Origin of the sequence: Baekduia sp., from assembly GCF_035318805.1 — a bacterium.
GTDB lineage: Bacteria > Actinomycetota > Thermoleophilia > Solirubrobacterales > Solirubrobacteraceae > Baekduia.
This window is the reverse complement of record NZ_DATHDY010000059.1, coordinates 1-24644: the sequence shown is the minus strand read 5'-3', so window position 1 is coordinate 24644 and position 24644 is coordinate 1. Positions and strand designations below refer to the sequence as shown.

Genomic DNA, 24644 nt, shown 5'->3' with positions numbered 1-24644 from the left:
CCTGGTCACCATGGAACTGCACCGCGGTGACGGCAGCCTCGGGGTGTTCCTCGGCGTGCACGCGGGCCTGGCCATGAACTCGATCGCGATGTGCGGCTCGGACGAGCAGAAAGAGCGCTGGCTGCCCGCCATGGCGGCCATGGACAAGCTGGGCGCCTTCGCGCTGACCGAACCGGAGCACGGCTCGGACTCGGTCGCCCTGGAGACCTCGGCCCGCCCGGACGGGGACGGCTGGGTGCTGAACGGCCGCAAGCGGTGGATCGGCCTGGGGAGCGTGGCCGACCTGGTCGTCGTCTGGGCCCGCAACACCGAGGACGGCCAGGTCAACGGGTTCGTCGTGGAGAAGGGATCGCCGGGCTATCAGGCTCAGGTCATCGAGGGGAAGGTGTCACTGCGCTCGGTGTGGCAGGCCGAGATCACGCTGGACAACGTGCGGGTGCCGGACGGGAACCGGCTGCCCGGGGCGCGCTCGTTCAAGGACACCACCCGGGTCCTGGCCACCACCCGGAGCACCTGCGCCTGGGGGGCGCTGGGCCACGCCACCGCCGCCTACGACGCCGCCTTGCGGTACGCGCAGGAGCGGCGCCAGTTCGGCGAGCCGCTGGCCAGCTTCCAGATCATCCAGCAGAGGCTGGTGTCGATGCTCGCGGACCTGACCGCGATGCAGCTGTACTGCCTGCAGATCGGCCGGCTGGCCGAGGCCGGCCGGCTGACCCCCACCGTGGCCGGGCTGGCCAAGATGCACAACACCCGCAAGGCCCGCGCGATAACCGCCGAGGCGCGCGACATGCTCGGCGGCAACGGCATCCTGCTCGAAAACCACGTCATCCGCCACATGGCGGACATCGAATCCATCCACACCTACGAAGGCACCGAAACGATGCAGACACTCATCGTCGGACGGGACATCACCGGCGTAGGCGCATTCGTGTGACTCGTGGCGGCTCGCTAGGAGCGTGCATCCCTAACCCGCCGCGGGTTTCGCCCCCTGGGCGAACACCCGCAAGGGAACCTGGCCCTCTGGGCCAGTGTTCCCCTAGCCCGCCGGCTCCGCCCGGGGCTCGGCGCCGGTCGCCGCCGCCAGCGCCGTCGCCGCGCGCTCGGGCCTGCCCCGCTTGACCTCGTACAGCCGGGCGTCGGCGATCGCGAGCGCGGCGTCCAGCGACGCTCCGCGCACCCAGGTCGCCACGCCGGCCGACCACGCCTGCGGGTGCGCCGCCTCCAGCCGCGCGACCACCCTCCGCGCGCCCTCCTCGGAGGTCGCCGGCAGCAGCACGGCGAACTCGTCGCCACCGTGGCGCGCGAGCACGTCGGCGGGCCGCAGCGCGCCCTGCCACGCCGCCGCCAGCTCGGCGAGCAGTCGATCGCCGGCCGCGTGGCCGTCGCGGTCGTTGACGGCCTTGAAGCCGTCGAGGTCGATGAGCACGACCGCGAGGTCGGCGCCGGTGCGGGCGGCGAGCTCGTGCTCTCGCTCGGCGGCGGCCACGAACGCGTGGCGGTTCAGCAGTCCGGTGACGTGGTCGGTCTCGGCGTGGCGGCGCACGCGCTCGGCCAGCCGCGACAGCGCATGGCCCGAGCCCCAGACCGTCGCGGAGACGAGGACCCACGCCGCCAGCGTCTCGGGCAGGCCGGTGGCCAGCAGGCCGGCCCCGAAGCCGACGGTGACGAGCACCGCGTGCAGCTGCATCGCCCGGCGTGGCAGGAACAGCCCGCTGTAGACGGTGATCCAGATGTAGGCGTAGCCTGCGAGCATCGCCCCGCCGGTCGTCGACGCCGCGCCGACCAGCACGCTGGTCATGACGATCACCACGGCGACGGTGGCGACGAGCATCGGCTGCGTCACGCGCGGGCCGAGCGCGGCGAGCGCGAGCGCCAGCAGGACGCCGGTGACCGTCAGCACGATCAGCAGCCCGACCGGCCGCCCGGGCGCCAGCGGGAAGGCGGCGGAGAACGCGCAGGCGGCGGCCGACGCCGCGGTCAGGATCGACAGCGATCTGACCTCGGGCGGAGCGGCGGCGACCCAGCGCGGCGTGCTCATCGCGAGAGTCCTACCCCAGCGCGGGCGCGTCTCCCCCGTCCGGGCGTGCCGGCGCGCCATCTTTGGTGAGGTTTGCCCAAAGGTGCAGGACCGCGAAGCTGCGGAACGGTCGCCATCTGGACGCATCTTCGGTCGTCAACCCCAGCTCGCGCAAGGACCTGACCACCGCCACGTCACCGGACAGGAAGACGTCGGGGTCGCCGAGGCGCAGCGCGACGTAGCCGGCCGTCCACGGGCCGATGCCCCAGAGGTCGAGGAGCCCGGGGGCGCTTGCGGGCGTGTCGAGCAGAAGGCCGGCGCTCGCGACCTCGCGCAGCGCGCGGATGCGGGAGCGCGGCATCGGGAAGGCCTCGTCGGGGGCGGCGGCGACGGCGGCGGGCGACGGGAAGCGGTGCGTCAGGGCGCCGTCGGCCCGGGCGAGCGGCGCGCCCAGCGTCGCCGTGATCCGGCCCGCGAGCTTGCGCGCCGCCGCGACGCTGACCTGCTGGCCGAGCACGGCCCGCGCCGCGATCTCCCAGCCGTCCACGACGCCGGGGACGCGCAGCCCCGGACGCCGCGCGACGAGCGGCCCGAGGTCGGGATCGGCGCCGAGCACGGCCGCGACCGCGGCCGGGTCGACGTCGAGGCCGAACAGCGCGCGGGAGCGCGCGACGGCCTCGTCCTCGTCGCGCGCGTCGTCGAGCGCGAACGCCGCCTCGACCCCGCCGGCGCGCGGCGTCAGCGCCAGGATCGCGCCGGCGTGCGGCAGCGCGAGCGTGCGCCGGTACGTCTCGCCGCGCACCTCCTCGACGCCGGCGATCGCCCGGGCGGCGAGGAACGCGAGCACGGCCGCGCCGTCGAACGGCTCACGCGTGGAGAGGAGCACGGGACGTGCAACGCCACCCGCCGGCGCGACGTGAGATCACCGCTCGCCCGCCTGACGGCGCAGCTCGGCGAGCAGGAGCTTGGAGTGCATCGCGCCCAGCAGCTCGCGCAGCGGCTCGGTGCCCGAGGCGATGATGTCGGCCGCGCGCTCGGGGTCGACCTCGCCGGCGAAGCGCCCCAACATGGTGCGGATCTCCTCCTCCACCAGCGGCTGCAGGGCCTCGCGGTAGCGCAGCGTGTCGTAGACGGTGAAGCCGAGCGCCTCGTCGTAGCCGCCGGCGCGGAAGCGCACCATCGCCTCGATGATCGCGACGTCGTCGGCGTCGTAGCCGCGGCCGTTGGGCGTCAGCACGTGGATCTCGGCGAGGCGGTCCAGGACGTTCTGCGGCAGGTCGTAGCGCCTGCGGATCTCCGCGGCGCTGATGCGCACGGTCTCGCGCTTCTCGAGCGCGCGCTCGATGATCCGGTCCTCCAGCTCGACCAGCGCCAGCGCACGGTCGGGATCCTCGTCGAGCATGCCCTTGATGACCTTCAGGGGCATGAAGCGGTCCTCCTGCAGCCGCTTGATGAGCGTGATGCGCTCGACGTAGGCCGGCGGGTAGTAGGCCATGTTGCGCGACGTGCGCACGACGCCCTCACCCTCGCCGAGCAGCCCCTCGCGAAGGTAGTGCTTGATCGTGCCCGCCGAGACGCCGCTGCGCTCGGCCAGCTCGCTCATCTTGAGGAGGCCGTGGGAGTTCACAGGGAGAGAAACGGGGTTCCGTCGGCGGCCGAAGCGGTGGCGCCCGCCACCGCGCCGGACGCCAGCAGGGTCGCGATCTCCTCGTCGCCGTAGCCGGCGGCGCGCAGGACCTCCTCGGTGTGCTCGCCCAGCGACGGGCCGCCGCTGCGCACCTGGCCGGGCGTGCGCGAGAGCTTGACCGGCATGCCGAGCCCCTTGACCAGGCCGGCGCCGGGCTGCTCGAACTCGATGACCATCTCGCGAGCGCGGACCAGCTCGGACTCCAGCGCCTCCTCGACCTCGAGCACGGGCTCCAGGCAGCAGTCGTGCGCGTCCGCGAACGCGGACCACTCGGCGCGCGTGCGCGCCAGGAAGATCTGCTCCAGGTCGGCGTGGGTGGCGCTGCCGGGCTTCTCGAACTGGTGCTCGATCAGGTCCTCGCGGCCGACGCCGCGGCACCACGCGGCGAAGAACTTCGGCTCGAGCGCACCCAGCGTCACCCACCCGTCGGCGCAGCGGTACGGGCGGTAGCAGACCAGCGAGCCGCCGAGCATCTCCTCGCCGCGGCGCGGGCGCTCGCCGGCGGCGAACACGCGCGCGGCGACCATCGCCAGCCACGACAGCGCGCCGTCGAACATCGAGACGTCGACGAGCTGGCCCTGGCCGCTGCGGTCGCGCTCGCGCAGCGCCGCGAGGATCCCGAAGGCGGCCATCAGCGCGCCCCCGCCGAGGTCGGCGATCTGGCCGCCGGCCTGGACGGGCGGCCCGTCCTCGTCGCCGGTGATCGCGAGGATCCCGTTGAGCCCCAGGTAGTTCTGGTCGTGCCCGGAGCGCTGGACGTTGGGGCCGGTCAGCCCGTAGCCGGTGATCGCGCAGTAGACGAGCCGCTCGTTCTCCTCGCGCAGCCGGTCGTAGCCGACGCCGAGACGCTCCATGACGCCGGGGCGAAACGACTCCAGGACGACGTCCGCGTCGCGGACGAGGCGCAGGAGTACGTCGCGGCCAGCCTCGCTCTTGAGGTCGATCCGCACGGAGCGCTTGCCGCGGTTCAGCGACAGGAACAGCGCGCTCTTGGCCGTCTCCTCGGCGCCCTCGAACGCGGGCGGCGACCAGCGGATGTAGTCGCCCACGCCGGTGTCCTCGACCTTGATGACGTCGGCGCCGAAGTCGGCGAGCAGCAGCGAGCAGAAGCCGCCGGGCAGCAGGCGGCTCAAGTCCAGGACCTTGAGACCCTCGAACGGGAGGCTCATGCGGCGGCCCGCGCCTTGAGTCCGAGCAGCGCCCGCGCCTCCTCGACCGTCGCCGGCCGGCGCCCCGCGTCCTCGGTCATCTGGCGCGCCTTGGCGATGAGCTCGCCGTTGGACTTCGCCATCTCGCCGTCGGGCAGGTACAGGTTGTCCTCCAGCCCGACGCGGATCGAGCCGCCGAGCGACAGCGCCGCCGCCAGCAGCGTCCACTGCACGCGCGAGATGCCGATGACGCCCCAGTGCGCGGCGACGCCCTCGGGCAGGTTTTCGGCCATCGCCGCGAGGTTGCGCGCCGTGGCCGGCACGCCGCCGACGACGCCCATGACGAAGTCGGCGTGCAGCGGCGGCTCCAACACCCCCATGTCGATCAGCGGCCACAGCGAGCCGACGTGGCCGAGGTCGAAGCACTCGTGCTCGGGCTTGATGCCGAGCTCCCTCATCGCCTTCAACAACTCGATGATCTCGTCGAACGGGTTCGGGAAGACCGTCGAGAACACGAAGTCCTTGCGGCGCGTCGAGTACTTGGCGTAGTTCATGGACCCCATGTTGAGCGCGGCGACCTCGGGCGGGCAGGCGCGCAGGTACTCGATGCGCTGCTCGACGCTCACGCCGATCGTGCCCGTGGAGAAGTTGAGGATCGCCGCGTCGCCGACCTCGGCGCGGATCGCGTCGTGGATCGCCGTGAAGTCCTCGGCCTCGTAGCTCGGCGTGCCGTCGGGCCTGCGCGCGTGGATGTGGATGTGGACACCGCCCTGGTCGACGATGCGCCGCGCCTCGGCGGCGTACTCGTCGGGCGTGTAGGGGATCGCCGGGCACTGGTCGCGGTTGGCCAGCGCGCCGGAGATGGCGCAGGTGATGACGACGGGATCCTCGAGGCTCAAGGCTCGTTCGCTCCAAGGTGGAAAGTGGGACGTGCCACTTCTCACTCTGCCGCATCTCCGTCAGTGCCGCAAGCCGGCGGCGGGTAGACCCTGGTTGCATCCCCACCGTCTCAGGAGGACACCAGCACCATGATCGGCGCCATCATCCTCGGCATCGTCGCCGGCTTCGCGGCTCGGGCCCTCATGCCCGGGCGCGATCCGATGGGCTTCTTCGCCACGGTCGCGCTCGGCATCGTCGGCTCGCTCGTCGGCTTCTTCATCTTCACCGAGCTGCTCGGCATCGGTGACGACCAGATGTTCGACCTCGGCGGCCTGATCGGCGCCATCATCGGCGCGATGATCGCCCTGGCGGCCTACCGGCGCTTCATCGGCTACGGCGATCGCGGAGGGCATGTGGCGACGCGCTGAGCAGACGCGGGCGTCTCCTTGGTCCGATGCCGGACCGTCCGCCCGCGCAGAAGCACGGGTTTCCGGTCTCCTGCGCCCACGGCCTCGAAGGTGGGATCGAACCGCCGCAGCCGGTGCTCACGGACGGACGCCGGCTCACGGGTCCGGCGTGCGCTCGCCCCCGGCGAGCGCACGTCGCCCGGGCCCGCGGCTAGGAGACTGCGTCGCTGTCGCGACTGGGGACCCCACTAGCGGCGCGAGGCCAGGAAGAAGTAGATGAGCTGCGACAGCGACGCCACGAACGCGGCGACGTAGGTCCACGCCGCGGCGCTGAGGACCGACTTCGCGCCGTCGAGCTCGTCGGCTTCGAGCAGGCGGCCGTCGTTGAGGGCCACCAGCGCTCGGCGGGAGGCGTCGAACTCCACCGGCAACGTGATGAGCTGGAAAGCGACGATCGCCGTGAACAGCGCCAGGCCGATGGTCGTCAGGCCGGTCGCGCCCAGGATCAGGCCGACGAAGATCACCGGGATGGCGAGGTTCGAGCCGATCGACGCGACCGGCACGAACGTCTGGCGCACGCGCATCGGCAGGTAGTTGCGCGCGTCCTGGATCGCGTGACCGGCCTCGTGGGCGGCCACGCCGAGCGCGGCCACCGACGACGCCTGGCCGACGTCGGGGCTCAGGTTGAGCGTGCGCGACCGCGGGTCGTAGTGGTCGGTGAGGGTCCCCTGCACCGCTCGGATCTCGACGTCCGGCAGGCCCGAGGCCCGCACGACGGCGGCGGCGGCCTGGGCGCCGGTCATCCCGCTGCGGACGGGGACCTCGCTGTAGCGCGCGAAGGTGCGCTTGACCTTGTTCTGGGCCCACAGGCCCATGGCCAGGGGGATGATCAAGGTGAGCAGCCACACGATGGTCAGGGACATGGCATCACGGTAGGGCGGCTGGGTTAGGGCGCAATAAGGGCGTGGAGTGGCGTGGTTGCGCCCCCGGATCGTCGTGGCTGACGGTCGCGGGCGAGCGCCGGCGGGCGGCCGCCCGTCAAGCCGGTCGGGGCCGTCAGGCGCGGCGAGGCGGAGCGCAACCACGCCACGCGCTAGACCGGCACGACGCCGTTGCGCTTCCACGGGCGGTCGACGCGCTTGCCCTGCGCCATCTCGAGCCCGCGGCAGATGACCGGCCGCGTCTCGCGCGGGTCGATGACGTCGTCGATCATCCCGTTGCGCGCCGGGATGTAGGGGTCGATGATCTTGCGGTATGCGTCGATCAGCTCGGCCTTCTTGGCCGCCGGGTCGTCGGCGGCCTCCACCTGCTTGCGGAAGACGATCTCGACGGCGCCCTCGGCGCCCATCACGCTGATCTCGGCGCTCGGCCACGCGACGATCAGGTCCGGCTCGTACGCGCGACCGTTCATCACGTAGTAGCCGGCGCCGTAGCCCTTGCGGATGACGACGGTGATCTTCGGCACCGTCGCGTTGGCCACCGCGTAGAGCATCTTGGCGCCGTGGCGGATGATGCCGCCGGCCTCGACCTTCGACCCCACCATGAACCCGGGCACGTCCATCAGGAAGACCAGCGGGATCGCGAAGGCGTTGCACAGGTTGACGAAGCGCGCGGCCTTGTCGGCCGAGTCGTTGTCGAGGATGCCGCCGAGCTGCCGGGGCTGGTTGGCGACGATGCCCGCCGGCCGGCCGCCGAAGCGCGCGAAGCCGGTGATGACGGTCTTGGCGAACTGCGGCTTCATGTCGAAGAACTCGCCGTGGTCGGTGATCCGGCGGATCACCTCGTACATGTCGTAGGGCTTGCGGTTGGACTCGGGCAGGACGTCGAGCAGCCCGTCGTCCTGGCGGTCGATCGGGTCGTCGCACGGCAGGATCGGCGGCGGCTGCTCGTTGTGGGACGGCAGGTAGGACAGGTAGGCGCGGATCTTCTCGATGCACTCCTCGTCGGAGCCGACCTCCAGGTCGCCGACGCCCGACTTGCGGCAGTGCACGCGCGAGCCGCCGAGCTCCTCCTGCGTGACGTCCTCGCCCACCGCGGCGCGCACGAGGTGCGGACCGGCCAGCGCCATCGAGCCGCGCCCCTTGACCATCGGGACGAAGTCGGCCAGGCCCGGGATGTAGGCGGTGCCCGCCGCGCACGGCCCCATCAGCGCGGCGACCTGCGGGATGACGCCCGAGGCGACGACCTCCTCGCGGAACAGGTGGCCCGAGCCGGCGAACAGCGAGCCGACCGCCTCCTGGATCCGCGCGCCGGCGCTGTCGAGCAGCCAGACCATCGGCATGCGCTTGCTCAACGCGAGCTCGCGCAGCCGGGCGACCTTCAGCTCGCCGGTCATGCCCATCGATCCCGCCATGACCGTGAAGTCGTAGGCGGCGATCGCGACCATGCGCCCGTCGACCTTGCCGTAGCCGGTGATCACGCCGTCGGCCGGGGCGACCTTGTCCTCGAGGCCGCGCACGGAGTAGTGGATCCCGGCGTGCAGCCCCAGCTCGGAGAACGTGCCGGGCTCGACGAGCAGGTCGATCCGCTCACGTGCCGTCAGCTTGTCGGCGGCGTGCTGCTTGGCGATCCGCTCCTCTCCCCCACCCAGCCGCGCAGCCACCCTCCGCTCATGCAGGTCCTCCACCAGCGGGCGGAGCAGGGAGGTCGGGGCGGTCGTGTCGATGTCAGCCATGAGAAGTAGGAAGTCCTACTTCCCACTTCGGCGAACGTCAAGCGATCAGCACCCGGACGCCGAGCCAGCACGCCGGTCGACCGCCCGCTCGACGGTCTGTGCGACCGACGGAGCCAGGTTCTCCCACGCGACGCGGATGTCGCCGTCGGCAGAGAGTTTCCCCAGGAACTCGTCCGCGAACGAGTAGCTGACGTTGGTCACGTCCGTGAAGTCCACGACGACTCGCCGGTCGTCCGCGACACGATCGATGAGCAACTCACGCAACTCGGCGGCACGCTCCCTCGTTGCGAACGTCCGGCTGAACTCGTTCAGGCTGAACCGCACCGCCATGCCGTCCTCCTCATCGTCGAACACCAGCATCTGATGATGACCGTAGCCAGGTCGTCGGATGTTCGCGAGCCACTAGACGGTCTCCACCACGTACGTGATCCACGTCCCGCGACGCGACTGCGGACTCCGCCCGGGGCCCACGGACTGGCGGCCGTCCACCAGGTCCACGATCACCCAGCCCTTGGCCGACCGGATGTCGATGCTCACGCTCGACCTGGACCGGATCAACAGGCGATCCAAGGCCACATCGAGCACCTCGGCGAAGCCGTTGCCACGGTAGTCGTCCCCGGTTCCGCTGACCCCGCGGACCAGCGCGCGGGTGATCGCTGCGGTGTCATCGCGCCAATCGGGATGGCGGTGCCGGATGTGCTCCGGGATGCCGATTCCCAGGTCCGCGATCGCCAGCCGGAACTGCCGTCGCTCACCCTCGATCCGATCGGCCGCCACGTAGGCGCCGAGCGCGTCGCGACCATGCTGGAGCGCATTTCCGCACAGCTCCGAGACGGCCATGTAGACAGGGTCGCCCCACGCCGCGAGCGCCGGCGCCTGCTGATGGAGCACCTCGGTCGCGTCGGCCGAGGCGTCCTCGACGTTCTCGGGCGTCGTGAGACGCCGAACGCCGAACATCGCTTCCGGTGAGCCACTTGGCTCCGGGAGACCCCCGGCAACGTCCGCCGTCAGCCCGCGCCCGACGCCCATGTCGGCGAGGTGTTGGGCGACCGCCGGGTCGCTCGGCGCGCGCAGGGTCACCTCATGGCCTGCCGCGATATGCCAGTCCAGGAACAGCCGCAACCGGATGAGGAACATCGGGTGGCAGGCGCGGAGCTTCGTGGCGTCCAGGACGATCGGCTGCTCGAGATCGTGCTCCAGTGGCAGGTCGACGCCATATCCCTCCTTGCCGCCGGAGCCCTGCTGCAGCGTGATGAACTTCGGCACCCGAGGATGATCCCGATCCCTGCGGCGGAAACCGTGGCCGCCTACGGCACCAGCGGATCCACGATCGCCGCCACCAGCTCGGTCAGGTCGGGGGCGGTGAAACCGGTGATCTCGCAGCCGATCACGTCGCAGGCGGCGGCGACCTCGCCGAGGAGGGTGCGGAGGCCGCCGTCGCTCAGGCCGCCGGGTGCGGGGAAGGAGGCCGGGAGGATCGTGGGGTCCAGCACGTCGAGGTCGAGGTGGACGAAGACCTCGCGGCCGTCGAGCGCGTCGGCCAATAGGCCGGGCCGGGCGATCTGGACCACGCCGTTGGTCTCCAGCAGCACGGTCTCGCCCGCCTCGACGTCCCGGACGCCGCACATGACGACGTCGCCCGGCGGCACCTCGGGCAGGTCGAAGCCCGGGTCCCAGACGCCGCAGGCGCCGGCGAGGCACATGCCGCCGAGGTAGCGCGAGACGGTCGTGTCGGGCGTGTTGAAGTCGGCGTGCGCGTCGAGCCAGAGGATCGTCGCACCCGGGCGATGGCGGACGACGGCGGGCAGTGTGGTGAGCGTCACGGAGCAGTCGGCGGCGACCAGCAGCGGGAAGTCGCCGGCCACGAACGCGTCGTCGACCTGGCCGCCGGCCTCCAGCAGGCAGCCCCGCGAGTCGGCGATGTCGACCTCCCACGGCACGCTGCGGACCGGGCTCGGGCTGCCGATCAGGCGGGGCGTCACCTCGCGCTGCTCGGCGAGCTCGGTGACGAGCGCCTGGGTCCCCTCGGCGGCCGAGACGCGCTCCGCCGTGCGGCAGAGCATGCCGACGACCGACAACCCGCTCATCGGCCCTTCCACTCCGGCTCGCGCTGCTCGAAGAACGCCTTCACGCCCTCCTGGATGTCCTCGGTCGAGAACGCCAGCGTGAGGTTGTGGCGCAGCAGCTCGAGCGCCTCGGCGAACGGCAGGTCCTGCTGGTGGTACATGGCGTCCTTGCCCAGCCGCATCATCACCGGCGACTTGGCCGCCAGCCTGACCGCCCACTCCTGCACGGCCTGCTCGAACTCGGCGGCGGGCACGACCTTGTTGACGATCCCGAGCCGCTGCGCCTCCGCGGCGTCGATGCGGTCGCCGAGGAGCAGCAGCTCGTTGGTCTTCTTGCGCCCGACGTTGCGGTAGATCAGGGCCATGATCATGAACGGGAACACGCCGACGTTGATCTCGGGCGTGCCGAACGTCGCACCCTCCCGGGCGACGACCAGGTCGCAGGCCAGCGCCAGGCCCAGCCCGCCGGCCAGCACGTGGCCGTTGGCGGCGCAGATCGACGGCTTGCCCAGCTGGCCGATGAGCTGGAACAGCCGCGGGAAGCGATCGATGCCGAGGTGCTTGTGCACCAGCGGGACGTCAGCGGCGAACCCTGCGAGGTTCCCGCCCGAGCTGAAGACCTTCTCGTGCGTGGACGTCAGGACCACGCACCGCACGGCGTCGTCGTCGCGCGCGGCGGTGAACGCGGCGAGCAGGTCGTCGAGCACCTGATCCGACAGCGCGTTGCGCGTCTCGGGATGGTCGAGGGCGATCGTGGCGACGCCCGTCGCGGCGACGTCGTAGCGGACGGTCTCGTAGGACATGGCCCGGAAGCAAAGCACGGACCCGCTTCGCGCCGGGCCACGTCGGCCAACGCAACCCGAACCGGCGGGACACGATGGCCCATAGGGTTCACAGGGTGGTCACGAATGGGCACCATTGCCCCCACATGACCATCGAGCCCCATGACGCCCAGCCCCGCGCCGACGCGCGCCGCAACCGCCGCACGGTCCTCGACGCGGCCGTCGCCCTGCTGGCTCAGCGCCCGCAGGCCACGATGCAGGAGGTCGCCGACGCCTCCGGGCTGGGCCGCACCACCGTCTACAGACACTTCCCCAAGCGCCAGGATCTGATCGACGCGCTCTTCGACGAGGTCCTGCGCGAGTCGGCCGAGACGATCGAGGAGGCGCTGCAGGCGCCCGGCACCGCGCGCCAGCTGCTGTGCGAGATCGGCTCGCGGATCATCGCCATCGGCGACCGCTACGCGTTCCTCGACGCCCACCCCGAGCTGCGCGAGCGCGCGCTGACCGCCACGGGCGGCGGCGGCGATCCGCTCGCCTCGTTCCTCGTCGCGGCGCAGGAGCGCGGCGAGGTCCGCGACGACCTCCCGGTCGAGTGGATGCTGACCAGCCTGCGCGGCCTGGCGATCGTCGCGATGGTCGAGCGGCGCGCCGGGCGGATGAGCTCGGAGGAGGCCGGCAACTACGTGGGCGAGACGGTCGCCACCGCCTTCCTCGCCGACCGCGAGCGGGTAAGCTGAAAGTAGGACGTGCCACTGTTTACTTTCTGCGCCGCGGCCGTTACCGTCCGCGCATGGCCACGTCCGCAGAGAACGTCCTGAAGCCCGACTTCGGCGCCAGTCGCAAGCACTTCATCTTCACCGACGAGCACGAGCAGCTGCGCGAGTCGATCACGAGCTTCGCGCAGAAGGAGCTCGCGCCCCACGCCGAGGAGTGGGAGGAGACGACGTTCCCGGACTCGGTCTTCCCGCGCATGGGCGAGCTCGGCTTCCTCGGCCTCGACAAGCCCGAGGAGTACGGCGGCCAGGGCGGCGACTACTACACCTCGCTCGTGCTGGCCGAGTCGCTCGTGCACGCGCGTTCCGGCGGCCTCGGCATGGGCATCGCCGTGCACACCGACATGGCCATGCCGCCGATCCTCGCGTTCGGCACCGAGGAGCAGAAGCAGGAGTGGGTGGTCCCGGCCATCGCCGGTCAGAAGATCCTCTGCCTCGGCATCACCGAGCCGGACGCGGGCTCCGACGTCAACGGGATCAAGACCCGCGCGGTCCGCGACGGCGACGACTACATCATCAACGGCTCCAAGACCTACATCACCAACGGCCACCGTGCCGACGTGATCGTGCTGGTCACGAAGACCGACACCGACGCCGGCCACGACGGCGTCACGCTGTTCCTCGTCCCGATGGACGCCCCGGGCGTCATCCGCGAGAAGCGCCTGCAGAAGCTCGGCATGCATGCGTCCGACACCGCGCTCCTGGCCTTCCAGGACGTCCGCGTCCCGGCGTCCGCCGTCCTCGGCCAGGTCGGCAAGGGCTTCTACCACATCATGTGGGAGCTCCAGGGCGAGCGCCTGATCGGCGCGGCCGGCTGCGTCGCCGCCGCGCAGCACTGCTTCGAGATGACGCTGCAGTACGCGCTGGAGCGCACCGCGTTCGGCCGCCAGATCGGCAAGTTCCAGGTCACGCGCCACAAGTTCGCCGAGATGGCCACCAAGATCGAGACCGCGCGCCAGTTGGTGTACATGACCGCGTGGCGCTTCCAGAACGGCGAGTACCCGGTCCGCGAGATCTCGATGGCCAAGCTGCACGCCTCGCGCATCTCCGTCGAGGTCGCCGACGAGTGCATCCAGATCCACGGGGGCGCGGGCTACATGAAGGAGTACGGCGTGGAGCGCGTCTGGCGCGACCTGCGGCTCAACCGCATCGGCGCGGGGACGGACGAGATCATGCTCGACGTGATCGGCCGCAGCTATGGGCTCTAGGCCCGTGGCACGTCGAGTGCGGCTCGACGTGATCGGCCGCTCGTACGGCCTGTGAGCCCCGAGCCGCCGTTCGGTGAGGAGCACGCAGCGCTGCGCGAGTCCGTGCGCCGCTTCGTGCGCGCCGAGCTGCGTCCGCACGCCGCCGAGTGGGAGCGGGCACGGTGGTTTCCCGACGACGTGTTCGGCACGTTCGCGCAGCACGGCTTCCTGGGGCTGAAGTACCCGGAGGCCTACGGCGGCCAGGGCGGCGACTTCCTGCACGAGGCCGTGCTGGCCGAGGAGCTGGCGCGGTGCGGCTCCGGCGGCCTCGCCGCGGGCGTCGGCGCGCACATCAACATCGCCACCCCGCCGATCATGAAGTTCGGCACCGAGGACCAGAAGCAGCGCTACCTCGTGCCGGCGATCGCGGGCGAGATGATCGGGGCGCTGGCGATCACCGAGCCCGACGCCGGCTCGGACGTCGCCGCGATCAAGACGCACGCGCGGCGCGTCGACGGCGGCTGGATGATCAACGGCTCGAAGATGTTCATCACCAACGGGGTGCGCGCGCACTTCTGGGTGACCGCGGTCAAGACCAGCGACGAGGGCGGCCACCACGGCCTGAGCTTCTTCCTCGTCGACCGCCAGCCGGGCGTGACGGCCTCCAAGATCGAGAAGCTCGGCTGGCACGCGTCCGACACGGCGCTCATGAGCTTCGACGACGCGTTCGTTCCCGACGAGAACCTCCTCGGCCGGGAGAACGAGGGGTTCGCGCTCATCATGGCCAACTTCCAGTGGGAGCGGCTGGTGATGGCGCTCGGCGCGGTGGGCGCGATGCAGGTCGCCTACGACAAGACCGTCGCCTTCGCCCGCGAGCGCAACGCGTTCGGCCGCCCACTGACCGGCCATCAGGTGCTGCGCCACAAGCTCGCCGACATCGCGACGACGGTCCACACCGGACGCTGCGTGACCTACGACGCGCTGCGCCGCTTCGTGGCCGGCCAGGACGCCGTCAAGGAGGTCACGATGGCCAAGCTCGCGACGCAGCGCGCGTGCTTCGACGTCATGGACACGTGCCTGCAGATCCACGGCGGGGCGGGCTACATGGAGGAGTACGAGATCGAGCGGATGGCGCGCGACGCGCGCCTGGGCCCGATCGGCGGCGGGACCGACGAGATCATGCGCGAGATCCTCGCCAAGGTCCTGGCGCTCTAGATGCCGCGCGCTGACCACGGAGCGTTCCTGTCCCGGTTGACGGGCGCGCGCGGGACAAAGCCGCACGCCGACGCTCACCGGTTGTGCGATAGCGCAACGGCGGACCGCCAGGACGTGGCGCGAGGACGAGGACGCGGCGGCCGCGGCCAGGTACGTTCGGGCCGGGGAGCGCCGGGTCCAACCGAGGAGTGTCCATCTCATGCAGCGCACCACCCGCGCAGTCGCGCCGATCCTCGGCGCCGTCCTGCTCGCCCTGTCGATCACCGGCTCGGCCTTCGCCGCCGACAAGTACGTCGCCCTCGGCGACAGCTACTCGGCCGGCAACGGCGCCAACAGCACCAACCTGAACTCGAGCTGCAACCGCAACACCTACGCCTACCCGTACCTGGTGTCCCAACAGCGCCCCAACACGGCGCTGACCTTCGTCGCCTGCTCGGGCGCCGTCACCGGCGACGTGATCAACGGCCAGGTGAACTCGGTCACGTCCGACACGAAGATCGTGACGATCACGATCGGCGGCAACGACATCGGGTTCACGAGCCTGATCCTGGCCTGCACCACGCTGGGCTGCCAGTCGCAGATCAACACCTCGAACGCGAAGATCGCCAACGAGCTGCCGGCCAAGCTCGACGCCACGTACGCCGCCATCAAGGCGCGCGCCCCGACGGCCCAGGTCGTCGTGCTCGGCTACGGCCGCCCGTTCGCCAACCGCACGTGCCTCGCGGCCACCGGCGTGTCGCTGAGCGAGGAGACGAGCCTCAACGCGCTCGTCGACAACATGAACAACACGATCCGGGCGCGTGCGCTGGCCTACGGGTTCAGCTACGCCGACGTCAACCCGTACTGGGCGGGCCATGACATCTGCGCCGGCAACCCGTTCACCAACGGCCTGACGCTGCTGCACACCGCCGACAGCTACCACCCGACGCGCAACGGCTACGCCAACGGCGACACGCCGGCCGTGCGCGCCATCGTGGGTTGACACGCGGGGCCAGGTGCCGCGTGAACGGCCTTCCAGGCCGTCTCACGCAAGGGAATCGCCCTCTGGGCGATTCCCCAGGCGCCTGGCCCGCAGCGCCAGCTCGAGCTCCAGCCGGCCCTCGGCGGTGCCCATGCGCTCGCCGAGCAGCTCGCGCAGCTGGGCGAGGCGGTAGCGAACGGTCTGCGCGTGGACGTGGAGCTGGACCGCCGTCGGCCGCACCTCGCCCTGGTGCTCGAGCCACGCGGCGAGCGTCTCCAGCAGCCGCTCCTGCGCGGCGGCCGGGAGCACGGCCAGCGGGCCGACCACGTCGGCCACCAGGCCCGCGGCCAGCGCGTGGTCGCCGAGCAGGAGGAGGTCGACCCGATGCTCGGCGGCCACGACCGGCCCGGGGCCAGGGGCGCCCGCCGCGAGCGTCAGCGCCCGCGCGGCCAGGCGCGCCGACTCGGCCGCGAACGCCGGGACGACGGCCGGCCCCACGCCGGCCCGCACGTCGGCCAGCGCCTGCAGGACGACCGTGCGCCGGCCCGGGCCGTCGGGGTCGCCGACCAGCGCCCAGCCGATGCCGTCGACGCGCGCGACCAGCGCGTCGGACGGCAGCTTGGACGCCACGCGCGCGACGCGCTCGTCGCGGAACGCGACGACCGCCAGTTGCGCCGGCAGGCGCCACCCCGCGTCCGCGGCCGCGTCGAGCAGCTCGGCGTCCGACACCGACGGGCGGCGCACGGCCAGCTCGACCAGCCGGCGGCGCGCATCGACGCGCTCCACCGCCGCCATCGACTGCTCGTAGGCGTAGCCCTCGACGGTCGCGGCGCAGAGCTGGTCGATGTAGGCGAAGATCGAGTCGGCCAGCGCGTAGAGCGTCCGCGGCTCGACGCCGGCGCCATGCCCCGTCTCCGCCATCCCCCGCCATGCGGCCTGCGCGCCGACCCGGTAGGCGGCCAGCACCGAGCCCAGCGACCGCCCGGCCCGCAGCTCGCTGCGCCCGAAGTCGAAGAACACGTCGTGGCCCGGCAGCTGGTCGCGCGACCCGGACTCCAGCAGCTCGAGGAACCCGCGCAGCCCCTGCTCCACGCCGTCGCGCACGTTGCGGCGCCCGCCCCACCATTCCTCGAACGGCGGCACGGCCTCGACCACGCTGGCCAGCACCTCGTCGGTCAGGCGGGCGATCGTGGGCCGGAGCACGTCCACGACCGCCGCCACCCGAACCTCCTGCGTCTCCACGACCCACTCCTCCTCCGAACCCGGGACGACCGTATCCCACTTGCCTGCGCGCGTGTGAGAGATCGTCCGAGCACCGGCGCGAACTAGGATCCCCGCGACTGACCTTGGATTCGGAGAAGGAGACGCGCATGGGAGTCCTCGACGACAAGGTGGCCATCGTCACCGGCTCGGCCCGCGGCATCGGCCGGGCGACCGCGGAGCTGCTCAGCGCCCAAGGCGCCAAGGTGGTCATCAACGACCTCGACGGCGACGTCGCGCAGCAGACCGCCTCGGAGATCGCGGGCGAGACGGCCGTCTTCGCGGGCGACCTCACCAAGGGCGACGCGCCGGACCAGCTCGTCCAGACGGCGATCGACGCCTGGGGCAAGGTCGACATCGTCGTCAACAACGCCGGCTACACCCTCGACGCGCCGATCCACAAGATGAGCGACGACTGGTGGCAGCGGATGCTCGACATCCACGTCACGGTCCCCTTCAAGGTCATCCGCGCGGCGGCGCCGCACCTGCGCGAGCCGGCCAAGGCCGAGCGCGAGCAGGGCGTCGAGGTCTTCCGCAAGATCGTCAACATCTCGTCGACCTCGGGCACGATGGGCAACGCGGGCCAGGCCAACTACAGCGCCGGCAAGAACGCGGTCGTCGGGCTCACGCGCACGCTGGCCAAGGAGTGGGGCCAGTTCAAGATCAATGTCAACGCGGTGGCCTTCGGCTACATCGAGACGCGCCTGACCGCCTCCAAGGACGGTGAGAACCAGATGGAGATCGACGGCGAGACGGTGCAGCTGGGCATCCCCGACCAGCTGCGCGGCATGGCCTCGATGCTGATCCCGCTCGGCCGCCCGGGCACGCCCGAGGAGGCCGCCGGCGGCGTCTTCTTCCTGTGCTCGCCCTGGAGCGACTTCGTCCACGGGCAGGTGCTCAACGTCACCGGCGGGCAGTTCACCGGCATGACGACATGACCACGCCGGCCGCGATCTCGGTGGTGCGGGAGGAGGACCTGGACGATCTCCTCCCGCTCATGCGGGCCTACTGCGACTTCTACGAGGCGAACCCGAGCGACGAGGCGCTGCTGGCCATGAGCCGCGCGCTGATCGCCGATCCACAGCGCGAAGGGGTTCAGCTGGTCGCCCGAACCGGCCCGCCCACCCACGGCGCCGCCGTCGGGTTCGCCACCGTCTTCTGGACGTGGCAGACGCTGAGCGCGTCGCGGGCGGCGGTGATGAACGACCTGTTCGTCGCCGAGCACGCGCGCGGCACGCGGATCGCCGACGCGCTGATCGCGGCGTGCGGCGACGAGGCGCGCGAGCACGGCGCAGCGCACCTGACCTGGCAGACCGCGAAGGACAACCTGCGCGCCCAGGCCGTGTACGAGCGGGTCGGCGGGCGGCGCTCGGAGTGGCTGGACTACGACCTGCCGGTCGGCCGCACCATCCGCGACGAGTAGCCTCGCCTCCATGAAGGTCATCAGGCCCGGCGGCGCACCGCACGAGGAGCCGCGCGGCGTCGTCGGCGGTCACGAGGTCTCGCGCGCGACGACGGGCACCGACTCCAACATCTTCATGGGGATCTTCCGGCTGCCGGCCGGTGCGCGCTCGCGGCCCCACTTCCACGCCAACTGCGAGAGCGCGTGCTACATGCTGAGCGGGCGCATGCGGATCATGTGGGGCGACAAGCTCGAGCACGTCGTGGAGTTGGAGCGCGGCGACATGCTGTACGTCCCTCCGCACGAGACGCACGTGCTCGAGAACCCGTCGACCGACGAGGACGCCGAGTACGTCGTCGCACGCGACTCGCCCACCGAGGACGCCGTCGAAGTCCCGTGGGCGCGGCGATGAGGCTGCGCGTCGTGGAGGGCGAGTACGCCGTCTGCCGGCTGGCGGCCGACGCCGACGCGCCGGCGGTGCCGCCGCGCGGCACGGGCTTCTGGTCGCTGACCGAGGTCGGTGAGGAGCGCTCGCTGGTCTGCCTCGAGGACCTCGCGCCGCAGGACGGCGACGGGACCGTGGTGCTGCGGGGCTGGCGCATCCTCGAGGTCGCCGGGCCGCTGGACCTCGCGCTGACCGGCGTGCTGGCGTCGCTCGCCACGCCGCTGGCCGACGCGGGCGTGCCGATCTTCCCGATCGCCACGCACGACACGGACTGGATCCTCGTGCCTGGCGCGCAGCTCGGCGCCGCGGTGTCGGCGCTGCGCTCCGCGGGGCACGAGACGGTCACGTTGCGCTAGCCCGGCCGGGCGCTGCGCCGGGTGGCGCAGCGCCCGCCTCCCCGTGGAGGTCGCGATCGCTCAGACGGTCTTCGTGATCGCCTGGCCTCCGGGCGCGACGACGAACCACGGCGCGCCGAAGCCGTTGCTGTTCTGCCCGGACGTGTCGCCGGCGGCCGTGTCACCGGCGAACCGGTACAGCGGGTGGCCCGCGTAGGTCACCTGCGTCGAGCCGTCGGAGCGCTTGGTAGTTCCGAGCAGCGAGGACTTCACGGCGCCGCCGGCCTTCGGCGCGCCCGACGTCGTCACCGGCGGCCAGGCCTGCGCACACGCGCCGTCGCACGTGCTCGCCTTGCCGGTGTCGGCCTGCCACAGGTACAGCGTGCGGCCCTGGGAGTCGACGAGCATCGCGCCGAGCCCGTGGTCGGCGGTCGAGATCGTCGCGGCCTTCGCGCTGGGCGTGGCCTTCGGGGCCGGCGCGTTGCCGTAGATGTTGGACGAGCCGCTGGAGTTGGCGGCGTTGCTGTTGCCGGCGGCGCTGCCGCTGCCGCCGCCGCTGCTGCCGCACCCGGCGGCGAGCGCGACGACCGCGACGAGCACGGGCAGGAGGGTGAGGGGACGCTTCATGGATGGCTCCGGGAAATCGGGGAGGAGAGGACCATTGCCTGTAGGACACCGCCGGCGACGGATCCTTCCGGGGCGGGGGCCGATTTCCGGTGTCCGCCGCCGGCCTCAGCCGGGCCGCACCTGATCGAAAGTCCTGATCGAACGTGTCGGTGTAGCTTTCCCGGCCGCGCAGTGGTAGACCCGCGCCCTCATGAGGCTGAGCCCTGTCCTGCTGTCAGCGATGCTGGCGGTGGCGGCGGTGTCGATCGTCGCCGTCTTCCTGCACAACGCGGCTCCGAAGCCGGGGCCGTGCGACGACGCCGATGGCAGCGCGCAGCGGGGTCTCACCGCGCAGGCCCAGCGAGCCTACGCCGGGCTCCTGAAGGACGATCCCACCCGGCTCTGCGCCGTCCACGGGATGCGCCGGGTCGCGGCCGAGCTGTGCCGGCGGGCCGGCGTCATGCACGTCTGGAACGCCGACGAGGAGGCGCGGCGGGTCTACACCGCGCTGCTGCGGTCAGACCTCCCCGACTGGGACGAGGGACACCGCGGCGCCTGGAACGTGCGGTGTGCGCTCAACGGCCTGCGCGCGCTGCCGGACCCGACGCCCGCGAGCTGCGATGCCCCCTGCGTGGGGCCGCCGGGGCCGGCCGGCGCGGACGGGACGGACGGGACGGACGGCACCGACGGTACGGATGGCAGCGACGGGACGGATGGCACCGACGGGACGGACGGCACCGACGGGACGGACGGCACCGACGGCACCGACGGGACGGACGGCACCGTCGGCGCTCGCGGACCGCGCGGGTACCGGGGGCCGCGCGGCTACCAGGGTCGGCGCGGGCCGCGCGGAGACGGCGCCTACGACGGCTCATGCACGAAGGCGAGCTGCCCATGGCAAGGCTGACGCTCGACGCCGCCTTCGTCGCCGCCGACGTGCGCGCGGCGATCGACGAGTGGGTCACGCACGCCGAGCAGTGGGTCGGCGACCTGTCCAGCGGCGACTTCGTGCTCCTCGTGCTGGCGGCGGTGCTCGTCTGGTGGGTGATCGCCTCGCTGCGCGCCGTGACCCGGATCGGGCCCATCCAGCTGGACGTCGTCACGCACGACGGGCCGACGGACGACGCACCCGAGGTCCAGGCGCTCACCACCCTGCTGCGCGAGCGCCTGGCCCACAGCGGCCTGACCCCGCCTCCGCAGGTCCCGGCCGGGACGCCGCAGACCGACCTGATCACGGCGATCGAGGCGAGCAACATCCCGCAGAGCGCGTGGCTGGCGAAGCTCCTGCAGCTCCTCCCGAAGCCACCCCAGCCGCCCCGCTACCAGCTCAGCGCGACGCTCCTGGGCGCCGAGCCGCCGAGCTTCTCCCCGATCGGGATCCGGTTCTGGCTGCGCCCGACGCGCGAGGGCACCCCGCTCCTCTCGACGGCGCGCGCTCCCGACTACACGGCCGCGGTCGATCGCGCGGCAGCGGAGATCTTCGTGCACATCTCCAATGAGGCGGCACACGTCTTCCCGACCTGGGCCCGGTGGCGCGACCCGCGGGCGTGCGAGGCGTACGTGGACGGGATCTCGGCGCAGCGCAGACACGATCTCGAATCGGCGCACGACCGCTTCGCCGCCGCCGACAAGATCGAGCCGACCAACGCGCTGGCGCGCCTCCAGCTCGCCAACCTCGACGAGCTCAAGGCCCTGGACCGGCCCGCGCAGCAGGCGAGCGTCCTGCGCCGCTACCTCGACCTCGCGATGGAGCGCACCGAGCTCGTGGAGCCGCGGTACCGCGCGAGCGTCCTGGCCGGGGTGATCGCCAGCGCGATCAAGCCGGCGCCGGCCCCCGGCCAGGAGGCCCAGCGCGCGGCGATGGTCTCCGACGTCGCCGTCGCCCTGCGCGTCGTGTCGCCGATCAGCTCGGGCGGGCTCACCACGCTGCTGGAGGCGCTCGCCGCCCGTGAGTCGGAGGCCACGTTCGCGCTCCTGCAGCCGTGGTACGTCCTCGTGTCACGGCGGCGCCCGCGCCACCGCTTCGAGCTGCAGGGCTTCGCGCGCCGCCGGCTCATGACCACGGTGCGGATCTCGCGGCACTCCCTGGCGGTGCGGCGGGTGGCGACCGTGGACACCCCGCGCGAGGCGTTCGAGGACCGCGGCCGCCGGTTCCTGGTCCGTGTCGTCCATCTCTGGCTGGGACGGCCGTTCTGCGGCTGGCAGGCGTTCTACAACGCCGGATGCTTCTACGCGCTGCTGGCCCAGCACCGGTCCGGCGAGCAGGCCCGCAGGCTCCGCGGCCGCGCCTACCGCTGCCTCGAGCACGCCGCCGAGGAGGCGGGAGCCCAGCTGCCGGCGAAGTGGATGATCGAGAGCGACCCCGGCCTGACCAGCCTGCGGGACGCCCAAGAGGCGCGCTGGTCCCTGCTGGCTCGGCGCGTGCTCGGCCAGGAGGTGGTCCTGAGCGGCTATCCGGCCAGTCCGTGGATCGCGCCGCGGGCGCGCCGCTACGCCTGGTCCTCCGTGGCCGTGCTTCTCGGCCTGACGTTCGCGGCGTCGCTGGCGGCCTGGGTGCTCGCCGGCTGGCTGTCGTGGCCGGCGCAGCTGGCGCTGCTCGGCGCCGCCGGCGCCGGCGCGGCCTACGCCTGGTACCGCGCCGGGCGCGCGGCGCGGGAGACGGAGTTCCACCGGCTCCCGTCGGAGGCGCCCGCCGGCTAGGAGACCGGTGAGGCGGCGGTCTTGCCGGCGCGCGGGTCGGCCAGCGGCGTCAGCCGCGCCTCGATCTGCGGGCGCTGGGACTCGAACTGGGGCGGCAGGATGATCTTGCGGCCCAGCTCCTCCAGCGGCGAGTCGATGGTGAACCCCGGCGCGTCGTCGGCGATCTCGAAGAGGACGCCGCTCGGCTCGCGGAAGTAGATGGACTTGAAGTACGTGCGGTCGATGATCCCGCTCGTCCGCACGCCCGACTCCTCGAAGCGCTCCTGCCACCGCGGATGCTCGGCCACGCTCGTCCCCCACGCAACGTGGTGCACCGAGCCGCCGCTCTGGCGGCCGCGCTCGGTCGGCGCCGGGTCGTAGGCGATCGAGCCGCCGCGCGCGTCGCCGCGCAGCGTCCAGGTGTCCTCGCCCGTCTTCTCGGCGCCGAGGATCTTCTCCAGCAGGGCGCCGCTGCGCTCCGGCTGGTCTGAGTAGGCGCGGACCCCGTCGAAGCCCTGGAGCGCGTGCTCGGCCGGGATCTCGGGGTGCTCGGCGGCCAGCGGCGCGTCGCCGCCGGCGTTGACGACCAGCTCGTGGTCGAGGCCCTCGGGGTCGCTGAAGCGCACCGAGCCGGCGTCGCCGCGGGCGACCGGGACCTCGAGCAGCGCGAGGCGCTCGGCCCAGAAGTCCAGCGCCTCCGGGGAGCCGACGCGCCAGACGATCCGGTGGATCATCCCGGCGCCCGGGCGGCCCGGGATCGCGTGCGGGTACTCGAAGAACGTCATCTCCGAGCCGGGGTGGCCCTGCTCGTCGGCGTAGAACAGGTGGTAGACCGTCGGGTCGTCCTGGTTGACGGTCTTGGCCACCAGGCGCAGGCCGAGCACCCGCGTGTAGAAGTCGAGGTTGCGCCGGGCGTCGCCGGTGATGGCGCTGATGTGATGGATCCCCTGGAGCTGCATGGTCGACCTCCGACGCGCGAGAGAAGTAGTTGCGGGCGCAATTATAGCGCGGAACCCGCGGTCAGACCAAGGGTGCTCTCAGGCTGCGGCGGGCGCAACACCGGGCGTGAAGACGCACCCGGTGAAGTAGTCGCCGCCCGGCGAGGCCAGGAACGCGACGAGCTCGGCGAGGTCGGCGTCGCGGGCCCCGGCGCGCGGCACGATCGCCGTGGTCCGCACGCCCAGGCGCGCCCACTCGATCGAGAGCGTGCGGGCGGCGTTCTCCAGCGCGGCGCCCACGGCGGTCGCGTGCACGCCGGCGTCGGCGCCGGGCGCGACGAGCACGACCTTGCCGCCCGCCGGGTCGTCGCCCTCGGCCGCGGTCCACCCTGCGTTGACCGTCGCCCGGACGGCGTTCCAGCTGCCGTCGACGGCGGTGCGCAGCGCGGCCATCCCGCCGCCGGCCGCCACGAACGGCGTCGCCGCGTCGACGACCAGCACGTCGATCCGGCCGAGGCCGGCGACCGCCGCGCCGACCGCCTCCTCGTCGTCGAGGTCGGCCTCCAGCGCGAGCACCGTGGCGCCGAGCTCGGCGGCGCGTGCGCGCAGCGGCGCGCCGCCGCCGGCGACGCAGACGCGCAGGCCGTCGAGGACGCCGGGACGCAGCACGTCGAGCACGGACCGGACCCTACAAGTACGGTCTGCGCCATGGAGCTCCCGACGCCCCGCCCGGCCGACCTCCCGCTGAGCGGTGCCGCGCCGGCGGGCGGCGGCGTGCGGGTCCACCCCCTGCGCACCGCGCAGATGAAGGCGATGCCCGACTTCTACGCGCGGCCGAGCGGCCCGGGGCCGCTGGGGATCCTGCGCGGCATGGGGCTGCACCGCCCGCGGTCGCAGTGGTTCTGGGTGCCGATCCCCGCGTTCCTGGTCGAGCACCCGCAGGCCGGGCCGATCCTGATCGACACCGGGATGCACGAGCAGGTCGCCACCGACGTCGGCGCGGCGCTCGGCCGCCTCGCGAAGCTCGCGTTCACCATCGACATGGCGCCCGAGTGGGCGGTGCCGGCGCAGCTGCGCGAGCGCGGGATCGACCCCGCCGACCTCGCGCTGATCGTCATGACGCACCTGCACTACGACCACGCGAGCGGCCTGTCGCAGTTCCCCGGCGCGACCGTCGTGGTCG

At 72.3% G+C, this 24644-nt stretch carries 28 protein-coding genes; 13 read left to right on the top strand and 15 right to left on the bottom strand.

The genetic code is table 11. From position 1 onward, the window contains the following. On the top strand, positions 1-934 hold a 934-nt coding region (locus tag VK501_RS13690), incomplete at its 5' end, for an acyl-CoA dehydrogenase family protein (RefSeq protein ID WP_324338169.1). A 102-nt stretch (positions 935-1036) separates the two neighbouring features. On the opposite strand, the gene VK501_RS13685 is transcribed toward VK501_RS13690, so the two are convergent. From VK501_RS13685 to VK501_RS13665, 5 genes are read right to left on the bottom strand one after another with little or no spacing between them, the layout of a single operon-like run. Next, complete coding sequence (locus VK501_RS13685) at positions 1037-2038, bottom strand: GGDEF domain-containing protein (protein ID WP_324338168.1); 1002 nt, start codon at positions 2036-2038, stop codon at positions 1037-1039. A gap of 10 nt (positions 2039-2048) precedes the next feature. Further along, positions 2049-2903, bottom strand: a complete 855-nt coding sequence (locus tag VK501_RS13680; RefSeq protein WP_324338167.1) for a DNA-3-methyladenine glycosylase family protein — start codon at positions 2901-2903, stop codon at positions 2049-2051. A gap of 36 nt (positions 2904-2939) precedes the next feature. After that, entirely contained in the window at positions 2940-3644 is a 705-nt protein-coding gene (locus VK501_RS13675; protein ID WP_324338165.1) for a MerR family transcriptional regulator, read from the bottom strand. Then, positions 3641-4873 carry a CaiB/BaiF CoA-transferase family protein gene (locus VK501_RS13670; RefSeq protein WP_324338163.1) on the bottom strand — a complete coding sequence of 411 codons (1233 nt, stop codon included), beginning with the start codon at positions 4871-4873 and terminating at the stop codon, positions 3641-3643. Before VK501_RS13670 ends, VK501_RS13675 begins: the two co-directional genes overlap by 4 nt. Next, a complete protein-coding gene (locus VK501_RS13665) occupies positions 4870-5751 on the bottom strand; it encodes a 3-keto-5-aminohexanoate cleavage protein (protein WP_324338161.1) in 882 nt (293 codons plus the stop codon). Before VK501_RS13665 ends, VK501_RS13670 begins: the two co-directional genes overlap by 4 nt. A gap of 129 nt (positions 5752-5880) precedes the next feature. On the opposite strand from VK501_RS13665, the gene VK501_RS13660 reads away from it, so the two are divergent. Continuing rightward, positions 5881-6159: a GlsB/YeaQ/YmgE family stress response membrane protein gene (locus VK501_RS13660; RefSeq protein ID WP_324338159.1), complete on the top strand. Its 279-nt coding sequence runs from the start codon at positions 5881-5883 to the stop codon at positions 6157-6159. Between the two features lie 227 nt (positions 6160-6386). Here the strand turns inward: VK501_RS13660 and VK501_RS13655 are convergent, their stop codons facing one another. From VK501_RS13655 to VK501_RS13630, 6 genes are all read right to left on the bottom strand, one after another. Next, the gene (locus VK501_RS13655) at positions 6387-7061 is read right to left on the bottom strand and encodes a zinc metallopeptidase (protein WP_324338157.1); all 675 of its coding nucleotides are present in this window, start codon (positions 7059-7061) and stop codon (positions 6387-6389) included. Between the two features lie 170 nt (positions 7062-7231). Continuing rightward, positions 7232-8812 (bottom strand): acyl-CoA carboxylase subunit beta, encoded by a 1581-nt coding sequence (locus tag VK501_RS13650; protein ID WP_324338155.1) that lies wholly within the window; start codon positions 8810-8812, stop codon positions 7232-7234. Between the two features lie 45 nt (positions 8813-8857). After that, positions 8858-9172 carry an STAS-like domain-containing protein gene (locus VK501_RS13645; RefSeq protein WP_324338153.1) on the bottom strand — a complete coding sequence of 105 codons (315 nt, stop codon included), beginning with the start codon at positions 9170-9172 and terminating at the stop codon, positions 8858-8860. Between the two features lie 42 nt (positions 9173-9214). Next, positions 9215-9949, bottom strand: a complete 735-nt coding sequence (locus VK501_RS13640) for an ATP-binding protein (protein ID WP_324338151.1) — start codon at positions 9947-9949, stop codon at positions 9215-9217. A 170-nt stretch (positions 9950-10119) separates the two neighbouring features. Beyond that, on the bottom strand, positions 10120-10899 hold the full coding sequence (locus tag VK501_RS13635; protein ID WP_324338149.1) for an arginase family protein: 780 nt from the start codon (positions 10897-10899) through the stop codon (positions 10120-10122). Continuing rightward, positions 10896-11681 (bottom strand): enoyl-CoA hydratase/isomerase family protein, encoded by a 786-nt coding sequence (locus VK501_RS13630; protein ID WP_324338148.1) that lies wholly within the window; start codon positions 11679-11681, stop codon positions 10896-10898. Before VK501_RS13630 ends, VK501_RS13635 begins: the two co-directional genes overlap by 4 nt. 125 nt (positions 11682-11806) lie before the next feature. Here VK501_RS13630 and VK501_RS13625 point away from each other — a divergent pair, with 125 nt between their 5' ends. The 4 genes from VK501_RS13625 (at position 11807) to VK501_RS13610 (ending at position 15817) form a co-directional block, all read left to right on the top strand. Then, positions 11807-12397, top strand: a complete 591-nt coding sequence (locus VK501_RS13625) for a helix-turn-helix domain-containing protein (protein ID WP_324338147.1) — start codon at positions 11807-11809, stop codon at positions 12395-12397. A 53-nt stretch (positions 12398-12450) separates the two neighbouring features. Next, a complete protein-coding gene (locus tag VK501_RS13620; protein ID WP_324338146.1) occupies positions 12451-13641 on the top strand; it encodes an acyl-CoA dehydrogenase family protein in 1191 nt (396 codons plus the stop codon). Between the two features lie 51 nt (positions 13642-13692). Continuing rightward, on the top strand, positions 13693-14835 hold the full coding sequence (locus VK501_RS13615; RefSeq protein ID WP_324338144.1) for an acyl-CoA dehydrogenase family protein: 1143 nt from the start codon (positions 13693-13695) through the stop codon (positions 14833-14835). 199 nt (positions 14836-15034) lie between these two features. Beyond that, positions 15035-15817 (top strand): SGNH/GDSL hydrolase family protein, encoded by a 783-nt coding sequence (locus VK501_RS13610; RefSeq protein WP_324338142.1) that lies wholly within the window; start codon positions 15035-15037, stop codon positions 15815-15817. Positions 15818-15859: 42 nt separating this feature from the next. On the opposite strand, the gene VK501_RS13605 is transcribed toward VK501_RS13610, so the two are convergent. Continuing rightward, positions 15860-17038 carry a helix-turn-helix domain-containing protein gene (locus VK501_RS13605; protein ID WP_324338139.1) on the bottom strand — a complete coding sequence of 393 codons (1179 nt, stop codon included), beginning with the start codon at positions 17036-17038 and terminating at the stop codon, positions 15860-15862. A 128-nt stretch (positions 17039-17166) separates the two neighbouring features. Here VK501_RS13605 and VK501_RS13600 point away from each other — a divergent pair, with 128 nt between their 5' ends. From VK501_RS13600 to VK501_RS13585, 4 genes are read left to right on the top strand one after another with little or no spacing between them, the layout of a single operon-like run. Then, positions 17167-17994, top strand: coding sequence for an SDR family NAD(P)-dependent oxidoreductase (locus VK501_RS13600; RefSeq protein ID WP_324338138.1), 828 nt, complete (start codon positions 17167-17169; stop codon positions 17992-17994). Next, a complete protein-coding gene (locus tag VK501_RS13595) occupies positions 17991-18479 on the top strand; it encodes a GNAT family N-acetyltransferase (protein ID WP_324338136.1) in 489 nt (162 codons plus the stop codon). The genes VK501_RS13600 and VK501_RS13595 overlap by 4 nt, the downstream gene beginning before the upstream one ends. Positions 18480-18489: 10 nt before the next feature. Beyond that, positions 18490-18870, top strand: coding sequence for a cupin domain-containing protein (locus tag VK501_RS13590; RefSeq protein ID WP_324338134.1), 381 nt, complete (start codon positions 18490-18492; stop codon positions 18868-18870). After that, positions 18867-19259 carry an ACT domain-containing protein gene (locus tag VK501_RS13585; RefSeq protein ID WP_324338133.1) on the top strand — a complete coding sequence of 131 codons (393 nt, stop codon included), beginning with the start codon at positions 18867-18869 and terminating at the stop codon, positions 19257-19259. Before VK501_RS13590 ends, VK501_RS13585 begins: the two co-directional genes overlap by 4 nt. A 60-nt stretch (positions 19260-19319) precedes the next feature. Here VK501_RS13585 and VK501_RS13580 read toward each other — a convergent pair whose 3' ends face one another. Then, positions 19320-19865 carry a hypothetical protein gene (locus tag VK501_RS13580; RefSeq protein ID WP_324338131.1) on the bottom strand — a complete coding sequence of 182 codons (546 nt, stop codon included), beginning with the start codon at positions 19863-19865 and terminating at the stop codon, positions 19320-19322. Between the two features lie 190 nt (positions 19866-20055). Between VK501_RS13580 and VK501_RS13575 the strand changes: the two genes are divergently transcribed. Continuing rightward, on the top strand, positions 20056-20751 hold the full coding sequence (locus tag VK501_RS13575) for a hypothetical protein (RefSeq protein ID WP_324338129.1): 696 nt from the start codon (positions 20056-20058) through the stop codon (positions 20749-20751). Continuing rightward, positions 20739-22544, top strand: coding sequence for a hypothetical protein (locus VK501_RS13570; protein ID WP_324338128.1), 1806 nt, complete (start codon positions 20739-20741; stop codon positions 22542-22544). Before VK501_RS13575 ends, VK501_RS13570 begins: the two co-directional genes overlap by 13 nt. Here VK501_RS13570 and VK501_RS13565 read toward each other — a convergent pair. Together VK501_RS13565 and VK501_RS13560 are read right to left on the bottom strand one after the other, a co-directional pair. After that, complete coding sequence (locus tag VK501_RS13565) at positions 22541-23482, bottom strand: VOC family protein (RefSeq protein ID WP_324338126.1); 942 nt, start codon at positions 23480-23482, stop codon at positions 22541-22543. The genes VK501_RS13570 and VK501_RS13565 overlap by 4 nt on opposite strands. A gap of 78 nt (positions 23483-23560) precedes the next feature. Then, positions 23561-24139: a hypothetical protein gene (locus VK501_RS13560; protein WP_324338123.1), complete on the bottom strand. Its 579-nt coding sequence runs from the start codon at positions 24137-24139 to the stop codon at positions 23561-23563. 30 nt (positions 24140-24169) lie between these two features. On the opposite strand from VK501_RS13560, the gene VK501_RS13555 reads away from it, so the two are divergent. Then, on the top strand, positions 24170-24644 hold a 475-nt coding region (locus VK501_RS13555), incomplete at its 3' end, for an MBL fold metallo-hydrolase (protein ID WP_324338121.1).